This window comes from Vibrio halioticoli NBRC 102217 (assembly GCF_000496695.1).
Taxonomy (GTDB): domain Bacteria; phylum Pseudomonadota; class Gammaproteobacteria; order Enterobacterales; family Vibrionaceae; genus Vibrio; species Vibrio halioticoli.
On sequence record NZ_BAUJ01000064.1, the window covers coordinates 1 to 9,091 of the forward strand.

Sequence of the window (9,091 nt, forward strand, 5' to 3'; positions counted from 1 at the left end):
GTGATCAGAACTAGCGCAGGAAAAATGTTCGAGAACAAGGCAGAATTTTTGATAAGTAGTTATTCTACAATCAAAAATTCTAACGCCGTTATCGAGCATTTTAACAAGCTAGAATGACCAGTTATTTAGTACGATTGGTATAAAGTACAAAACGCTCACCTTCTTGGGAAGGAGCGCTATTTTGCGTTCTTTCAGCGGATACATCAATAAGAATCTATCTAGCAGACCACAACAGTGCTTATTAATGAATGAAAAAGGGGTGATTTGTTAACAAATCACCCCTTAACGTGCTTTATCTCGATATTGCTTAACTTAGGCTGAGGGTTTGCCAGAGGATGGCGCAGGAATAAATATGGCGATAACCCCAACCACTAGCGCGGAGCCAATAAGATCTTCTGGTCGATGCATGCCGAGCCATAAACGACTGTACGCAACGCCTAACCCCCATAACAACAAAATAGAAAGGGCAAGGTATTGTTTACGCTGCACAAATAAACCGCCAAAGAAGAATAAACACAGCGCCACAAATACAGTATGTCCAGATGGGAACGAGTAATCTGTTTCACCTTGCCAGTGAATGGTGCGCCAGTGCGATACACTGTTTGACGCCTGATCTATGACGGCGTTTTGATCCGGCATATCGAGGTGATAGAAATCTTGTGGAGAATCGACCAAATGTAATTGTGTCAAGGCTTCGGTGTAAGGACGAGGGCTTTGAGTCACTTTTTTAAGCAGTGATTTTGCACCAAAAGAGAGCACAAGTAACACGCCAAGCTGTACCATTAAGATGAACAGACGTTTTTTCGTTGGCGTTTTTAGTGCAATAGCAATGACTAAAACGGCTAATGTAATTAAGAACCCTTGCGAACCTGCAGAGTAGGTCAGATAGGTAAATATGGCCCCTAATGTACTTGAATCGGAATGTAATAGATCGATTGCAGGGATTAATGAGGTAAAAATAGCGACGGCAATGAGAAATACGCCTACCACTAACAGACCACTAATATTATTTTTCCAGTACTGTAAATTCATCTTGCCTATAGCTCTTAATGTATTCGTATGAATAGTATGTTGATTTGAATAGTGTAACGTGATGCAAAGTAAGCACGTAAAACTGAAACTAATATTTCGTCCAGATGCTGATTATATGGACAATTATCCGTTGTTTAGCGTGTTATTTTAAACTTGCAGTAGATAATACCTGAAATTAATCTCTGCTATTGTCAATGTGAGGCTAGTTTTAACCGCTTAACGCCTATATTTGACCTGTATTATGACTTCATTATGGCAATGCCAAGTATATAACCTTCCTTGACAGTTATTACGATTAACACTTAGCTGTAATGATCTGCGATGGCACGATAGAGCGAATCTCAATGAACAAAATGACGATACATCAACACAAAACAGCAGCACTGTTGTCACTATTATCACGATTGCTACTGCTTAGCATCACTATTGTGCTTAGTGGTTGTGCCACCTATAGCGTGTCAGAAAAAGAGATGACTGAATATTTACATGACAATGTTAGTTTCAATCAGTCTGTTGGGGTTGAAAACCTTATGTATGCGCAAGTTTCAGTGACCGACCTTAAAGTGAAAATTGGGCGCAGCGATGCTGACCGAATCGCTGTGTTTGCCAATACTATCGCTAACGTACAACTGTTTGATTCGCCAAAGCAACGTTTGGATTTGGATCTCGAATTTAGCGCAGTGCCTCATTACGATGCCAAAACAGGCGAAGTATTTTTGCAATCCATTCGCCTAGAAAAATTCACGGAAAATGGCACACCATTACCCGCAGACATAAAACGACTTATTAAACCAGCGGTCTCTATGATTGGCTATGGCTTGTCGCAAAAACCAGTGTATAAGCTCGATAGCAATGTATTGCAAGAAGCACTGATTAAATCCGCTGAACCTAATTTGGTGATTAGAGACAATAAGTTGGTCATTGAGCTGTTTGATTAAGCTTTTTGGTTAAGTGGAGAGTGCTGCGATATAGATATAGCGAAATAACATGCTCTTGGTTCAAACCGTAGCATTAACCTTTAGGGAAAGTGACAACATGAACTTTTTAGGCCATTTACATTTAGCGCATGTGAGCAATAGCAGTTTATTAGGCAATCTGCTGGGGGATTTTGTGCGTGGTAATCCGCAAGGGCATTATCCACCAAAGGTGACTCATGGTATTCGCTTGCATCGATTTATCGACAGTTTTACCGACAGTCACCCTGCAATTGCCGCTATCAAGCCTCTATTTGGCGAACGTCGACGCTATGCACCGATAGCGTTAGACGTGTTTTGGGATCACTGCCTTGTGCAGCATTGGGATAAGTTTCATCAACAATCACTAGCTCAGTTTTGTGAGCATGCCCAGCAACTGACCCATCCTAAGTTCATTCATTCTGCGCCGGATATCATTCTTCCTGAGCGTTATCAAAAAGTGATCACTAGCATGTGGGATGGCGGCTGGATTTATTCTTATCAAGATCTGGATAACGTCGGCTTTGCCCTTAGCCGAATGTCGCAGCGCAGTGTCCGAATGGCGCCTTTATCCGATTGCTTTGCAACATTACAACAGCATTACCAAACGCTCGACCAAGTGTTTCTCGATTTTTACCCAGAGGTGATAGAGGCTGTAACTGAGGCTAAATTAAAGTAGAATCCCTGCCTTAAAGAAAACATCCAACGGAATCCTGTATGCCTGCATCCCAATTTGCCGACCTTGGTCTTGAAACCTCTCTTGTTGAACACTTAGAGAAACTGAACATAGTGACACCAACACCGGTACAAGCCGAAGGCATTGTGCATGTACTTGAGGGGCGAGATGTGTTAGCCGCGGCGCAAACAGGTACTGGCAAAACAGCCGCTTTTGGATTGCCGATCATTCAAAAGCTGATGGGTGAGATCACCGCTCATAATCCGCAGTCGCAATGCAAAGTTAAAGCTCTCGTTTTAGTGCCAACCCGTGAACTGGCGCAGCAAGTGTTTGATGCGATTACTGAGTATGCTAAGCCAACGGAGCTAAAAACCGTGGTGGTGTATGGCGGCACTAGCTTTAATGTGCAAGTGACCAATCTTAATCGTGGTTGTGACATTTTAATCGCCACTCCTGGAAGATTGCTTGATCACCTGTTTAATAAAAACCTCACTTTGCAATACACCCAGTATTTAGTGCTTGATGAAGCAGACCGCATGTTGGATATGGGTTTTATGCCCGATATTAAACGCATTTTGCAAAAGCTAAACAGTGACCGTCAAACTCTGTTTTTCTCCGCAACTTTTAAAAAAGCGGTTAAAAATCTTGCGTACAAAATCTTAAATAACCCTGTAGAAGTGGAAGTGAGCCCTGCCAACTCGACGGCGGATAGTGTTGAACAAATCGTTTATCCCGTGGATAAAAAGCGTAAACGTGAATTGTTGTCGTATCTAATTGGTTCTCGTAATTGGCAACAAGTATTGGTGTTTACCCGAACCAAAGAGGGCGCGGAAGCACTGGCAAAAGAGCTAAAACTGGATGGCATCCAAGCCGCTTCAATTCATGGTGATAAAAGCCAAGGCGCCAGACAGCGTGCGTTAGATGAGTTTAAAGCTGGAAAAGTGCGCGCGCTGGTGGCAACGGATGTGGCTGCTCGTGGCATCGATGTTAAAGAGTTAGAACACGTCATCAATTATGATATGCCATACAAAGCCGAAGATTATGTGCACCGCATTGGCCGCAGTGGCCGCGCTGGTAACGTGGGGCATGCTGTGTCTTTGATGAGTCACAATGAGCAATATCTTTTAGAAGCCATTGAGCGATTGCTGGATCAGAAATTACCGCAAGAGTGGTTAGCCGGATTTGAGCCAAGCCCAGATTCAGAAGTGTTTGAAGAAAACGCGCCTCGTCGCAGTCGCAGCTCCGAAAAACGTAAACTGAAAGCAAAACTAGGCGTACATAAAAATCGTGGTAAGAATCGCCGCCGTTAATAGGGGCAACTAATAGCGTCGGGCATAGCGTCTGGCTATAAAAACAATAAAACCGTCGTTATCTATCACAGATAACGACGGTTTTTGCTTATTTATTAATAGCTAAGTTCTTAATTACTTAGCGCTTAATCATTTAATTTGTTAGCCAAACGCTCTAATAGCAGCGCGATATCCTCTGCGCTGACGTCTTTGTGGGTCACAAAGCGAATAGGGTTACTTGGGGTCACTAAAATGCCTTCTTTTTCTAAGTCGGCGCAAATAGCGTCGATATCAACCGCATCATCCAGCTTAGCAAACACGATATTGGTTTGTACCAGTTCAGGTTTAACGTGGAAGCCATTTAGCTTAGCTAGACCTTGCGCCAGAATTTGCGCGTTTGCATGATCGACCGACAGTTGCGCGACTTGTTCAGTGAGCGCTAATTTTCCCGCTGCCGCCAGTAAACCCACTTGACGCATGCCACCGCCTAGCATTTTACGGATACGACGTGCTCTGTTTATGGTGACAGTGTCACCTAAAAGAAGAGAGCCAATCGGTGCACCTAAGCCTTTAGATAAGCACACTGTCATAGTGTCAAAATGCTGAGCAATTTCTTTAATATCAACACCTAACGCCACTGCTGCATTGTAAACACGTGCGCCATCAAGGTGCAGTTTTAAGCCGTGCTTATCCACAAACTGACGTGCTTGGGCTAAATACTCAAGCGGCAGTACTTTGCCATTAATGGTGTTTTCTAAACTGAGTAATTTAGTTTGCGCGCAGTGAAAATCGTCCGGTTTTATGGCCGCTTCAAGCTTCTTAAAACACAAAGTGCCATCGGGTTCATTCATGATAGGCTGTGGCTGAATTGAGCCTAATACTGCCGCGCCGCCAGCTTCGTATCGAAAGTTGTGTGCTTGCTGACCACAAAGATACTCATCGCCACGTCCGCAATGCGACATTAAGCCCAGTAAGTTGGCTTGCGTTCCCGATGAGGTAAACAGCGCTGCTTCAAACCCATGAGTTGTTGCCGCCCAAGCTTCCAGTTCGTTAACGGTTGGGTCATCCCCGTAAACATCATCACCCACAGGGGCGTTAGCGATGGCGTCGCGCATTGCTTGGGTAGGTTGGGTGACAGTATCTGAGCGAAAGTCCATGACTATTCCTTTTAATTTAATATTCCGTTGAGTAATGCTTTTGACAGCGTTGCGATTGTTTTAGCGTCGGTGATTTTATCTTGTTGAATCCAAGCGAGCAGATCATCAATGGAAACCTCAAGCACTTCGATAACTTCGTCAGTATCTTGGCTTAAACTTTGGGTTAATGATAAGTCTTGCGCAAGATACAGATATTGAACTTCATTACAAAATCCCGCCATTGGGGTAAGTTTGCCAAACCTTTGCCACTTTTTGGCGCTATATCCGGTTTCTTCTTCCAGTTCACGCTTGGCCGCAGTCAGCGGATCTTCATTTGGATCGAGCGTGCCTGCGGGTATTTCTAGAAGCCAGTCTTTTAATGAAGGGCGGTATTGATTGAGCAATAACAGCTTATTTTGTGATGTTCTTGCCAAAATAACCACCGCACCTGGGTGAACAATTGAGGTGTGTTCAACCTCTACGCCGTTGGGCAGAGTTAAAGGTTCTTCAATGAGAGAGAGATTCTTCCAGCTATGCAGAGTTTTATGCATGATTTGTTACTCAATTAAGGTTATTTTTCGGCATTCGTGTTTACAATTATGGTGAATGCGCTGGCGTTAAAAACGCACATGCATTCAAACTAACGTATTGAATGAATAGGTTAAACAACACATTTACAAACTAAGTTTGCAGTGTGAGCCAGATCTCGCTAAGTTATTAGACCTACTAGGGAAAAGAGCCCAGCAGTGGCGTATACTTTTACTAGACTCAAACAGGGTCAATAAGCAGTTTAATGGAGCAATTTTAGAATGGAAAACACCCGTGTGTCTCATGCGCAGCGCGCATTACGTTCCGAACGTATTAATAAACTAGTTAAAGTGCTTTCGGAAGGTGTTTATGAACGTGAACACACCATTAAACTCTGCTTACTCGCCGCCTTATCCGGTGAGAGTGTGTTTTTGCTCGGACCACCGGGAATTGCCAAAAGTCTGATTGCAAAACGTCTCATTTCAGCCTTTGAAAGTAGCAGCTACTTTGAGTGCCTGATGACGCGCTTTTCAACCCCTGAAGAGGTATTTGGCCCGCTCAGTATTCAAGATCTAAAAGATCATGGTCGTTATGTTCGTTTAACTAAAGGTTATTTGCCCACCGCTAACGTGGTGTTCCTTGATGAAATTTGGAAAGCAGGCCCGGCAATCTTAAACACCTTATTGACCGTGGTGAACGAAAAGACCTTTAAAAATGGCAGTGAAATTGAAAAAGTGCCGATGCGCCTGTTAATTTCCGCGTCCAATGAATTGCCCGATCAAGATAGCGGTTTGGAAGCGCTGTACGATCGCATGTTGGTGCGCGTGTTCGTCAATCGAATTCAAGATAAGCAAAACTTTCATAGCATGCTCACCGTTGGCACGCCGCAAGAAGCGCAAGTGCCTGAAGACCTGACTATTTCAAACCAAGAATATACTCAATGGTTAAATGAACTAGATAGCATGCCACTATCTGATGAAGTATTTAACAAGCTGTATCAGCTAAAAACCATGCTCGAAACTCGCCACAAAGAAAACGAAGACAAACTTAACTCTGATGAGTTGTATGTGTCGGATCGTCGCTGGAAAAAAGCGGTGAAATTATTAAAAGCGAGTGCGTTTTTTAATGGCCGTCAAAAAATCAATGCCCTTGATTTACTGCTCATTCAAGACTGTTTGTGGAATAGCCCTGCCTCGCGCCTTATCGTCAGGGAAGTGATGCATGAATTTGCCTTAAAACACGCCTTCAATCAAAAAGAAATTTTGCAAATCATTGAAGATAGCAACGATGTATTAACTGATATTCAATGTGAAATCGAAGACGAAAACGTCATGCAAGTACAATCAGAGCACACCTCTGGACTGCTGCGAAAGGGCAAGGAAGGCTTTAAAGTTGATCTGGATGACTGGCGCTCGCACAGCGTAGGTAACGCGCGAAATTTAGTGAAATTGGTGCTATTGCAAAGTAATCAGTCCGTTTCAGAGCATGATAAAGGTGATACCCGTTATGTGTACGTACCGCATACTGAATTAGTCAACGCCATTAACCATGGCGGGGGAGATGTGTATGGTTATGTTAATCACAATCCTAATTTGATGTCTCTAAAGTTCGCCTTAGATGGCGAAAATCACCTTGTTATTAAAGATATTGCGAATCGCTCGGTATTGTTAGGTTTAGTCACTAACGCAGGGCTAGATGTGGAAAAACATCAAGCGTGGCATGCACGTGCCAACGAGGCGGTAAATCAATTGATGCAAGCTGAACTACTGTTTACTAAAGTGCGCTCTGATTTTCATGGCGCTCTGCCGCATAACTTTATCGAACCTGAATTACCGACAGCGATGGAGTCGAGTTTGCAACAACTATCGGTGACCTTAAATGAGTCACAGCAAAGATCGAAGAAAGTGGCGCAAAGGATCGGTATGCTTGCCGATTTCTTTACCGAATAGGAGAGCGCGATGCTTGGAGTTGATGCGTTAAATCTGGCAATGTCGGTCGCCGAATCGGGTATGGTTGAAACGGCAGTCAATGATTTGATTGGCCGCAGTCAGGTGTTGATGGCATCGGAAAAACCGGGCATGCAAGCGTCGGTTACCAACCATCTGCGTAAGTGGAAAGGTTCTGTTAAACGACGCATTAGCAAGGTATCCGAGTCGGAACAAGTTCGTGAAGAGTTGGCGCTTTATCAAACCGTGATTCACTGGGATGAAGCTCAGTTTGAAGAACAGATAAAATCGACGATTCGTCAGCTAAAAGGCAATAGCAATTTCTACTCCACCGCAAAACGCTTGTTGGAGCGACAAGAAAGTGCGCCTAATCCTATGTTTGCGCATTTTTTCTGCGATCAATGGTATCAATCTTTGTATCGTTCGGTGAAGCAGTTGCAACTTGATGAGCTAGAAGTTGATAAGCAAAAGTTTTTAGACGATTTGTATAATCGTATGGAAAACATGAAAAACATGCGTCAAATCGGCGATGCGGGGGACGAAGCGCAACTGGGTCGCCTATGGGATATGGCGGCAGCTAAGCTAAGCCGTACCGATGTTGCAACCATGGCAAAATACGCCACCTTTTTACGCAAGCACAGCGGCTTAAAAGAGATAGCCAATGAACTTGGACGCATGGCAAGTCAAGTTGACGACCCTGCGCTGAGAAAAAGACCGGCGGTGGAATTGCAATTAGTCGAAGAGCAGTCAGATGAAGCGACCGATGATATTGTCGGCATTCATGAAAGTGACGATTTGAGCAAACTGCTGCCCAACGAAACTATGTTTCTGGCTTATCCTGAACTGGAAGTGATTTTCTACCAGCATTTAGTTGATAAACGTTTGATGAATTATCGCACCGCAGGTAAGTCTCGTAAGTTACGTAAAGTGAATGCGCATACGCCAAATTCTAGTGAGTTAGATTTAGAAAAAGGACCATTTATTGTTTGCGTGGATGCCTCTGGTTCAATGAGCGGTTTCCCTGAGCAGTGCGCCAAAGCGATGGCGTATGCTTTGATGCAAATTGCGTTAGCCGAGCAGCGAGACTGCTTTGTGATTATGTTTTCTACCGAACAGATTACCTATGAATTAACTAAAAAAGATGGCTTGCGTGAAGCGAGTGATTTTCTTTCGTACACATTTCATGGCGGTACCGACTTTGAGCCTGTATTGCAAAAATGCATCGATTTAATGCACACCGATAAATTTTTAAATGCAGATATGGTGGTGCTGTCAGACTTTATTGCGCCTAAACAGTCGCAAGAGATGGTGGATAAGGTGACTGAGCTACAAGCTAGGCATAATCGTTTCCATGCCCTTTGTCTTTCTAAATATGGCAACCCTGAATTGCTTGATATATTTAGCCATCACTGGAGTTATCATCCGGGGTTGATGGGACGATTTATTAAGAAACTGTGATCTTTGAAACAACTCAAAGCAAGCATAAAGCGCTCCCTTACCTAAGCAAGGGAGCGCTTTGTTATACCAATCG

General features: G+C 43.6%; 8 protein-coding genes. 5 read left to right on the plus strand and 3 right to left on the minus strand.

Features of this window, described 5'->3' with window-relative positions:
* Positions 1 to 312 precede the first annotated feature (312 nt).
* Positions 313 to 1,032: a phosphatase PAP2 family protein gene (locus VHA01S_RS15650; protein WP_023405318.1), complete on the minus strand. Its 720-nt coding sequence runs from the start codon at positions 1,030 to 1,032 to the stop codon at positions 313 to 315.
* Between the two features lie 344 nt (positions 1,033 to 1,376).
* On the opposite strand from VHA01S_RS15650, the gene VHA01S_RS15655 reads away from it, so the two are divergent.
* From VHA01S_RS15655 to VHA01S_RS15665, 3 genes are all read left to right on the plus strand, one after another.
* On the plus strand, positions 1,377 to 1,970 hold the full coding sequence (locus tag VHA01S_RS15655; protein WP_023405319.1) for a YceB family lipoprotein: 594 nt from the start codon (positions 1,377 to 1,379) through the stop codon (positions 1,968 to 1,970).
* A 97-nt stretch (positions 1,971 to 2,067) separates the two neighbouring features.
* A complete protein-coding gene (locus tag VHA01S_RS15660; protein WP_023405320.1) occupies positions 2,068 to 2,664 on the plus strand; it encodes an acyl carrier protein phosphodiesterase in 597 nt (198 codons plus the stop codon).
* A gap of 38 nt (positions 2,665 to 2,702) precedes the next feature.
* Positions 2,703 to 3,971, plus strand: a complete 1,269-nt coding sequence (locus tag VHA01S_RS15665) for a DEAD/DEAH box helicase (RefSeq protein WP_023405321.1) — start codon at positions 2,703 to 2,705, stop codon at positions 3,969 to 3,971.
* A gap of 125 nt (positions 3,972 to 4,096) precedes the next feature.
* Here VHA01S_RS15665 and ltaE read toward each other — a convergent pair whose 3' ends face one another.
* Both ltaE and VHA01S_RS15675 read right to left on the minus strand, forming a co-directional pair.
* A complete protein-coding gene (ltaE, locus tag VHA01S_RS15670; RefSeq protein ID WP_023405322.1) occupies positions 4,097 to 5,107 on the minus strand; it encodes a low-specificity L-threonine aldolase in 1,011 nt (336 codons plus the stop codon).
* Positions 5,108 to 5,118: 11 nt separating this feature from the next.
* Positions 5,119 to 5,637, minus strand: a complete 519-nt coding sequence (locus VHA01S_RS15675; protein WP_023405323.1) for an NUDIX hydrolase — start codon at positions 5,635 to 5,637, stop codon at positions 5,119 to 5,121.
* Between the two features lie 258 nt (positions 5,638 to 5,895).
* Here VHA01S_RS15675 and VHA01S_RS15680 point away from each other — a divergent pair, with 258 nt between their 5' ends.
* Both VHA01S_RS15680 and viaA read left to right on the plus strand, forming a co-directional pair.
* On the plus strand, positions 5,896 to 7,563 hold the full coding sequence (locus VHA01S_RS15680; RefSeq protein ID WP_023405324.1) for an ATPase RavA domain-containing protein: 1,668 nt from the start codon (positions 5,896 to 5,898) through the stop codon (positions 7,561 to 7,563).
* 9 nt (positions 7,564 to 7,572) lie between these two features.
* Positions 7,573 to 9,018 (plus strand): ATPase RavA stimulator ViaA, encoded by a 1,446-nt coding sequence (viaA, locus tag VHA01S_RS15685; RefSeq protein WP_023405325.1) that lies wholly within the window; start codon positions 7,573 to 7,575, stop codon positions 9,016 to 9,018.
* The last annotated feature ends 73 nt before the right edge of the window (positions 9,019 to 9,091 follow it).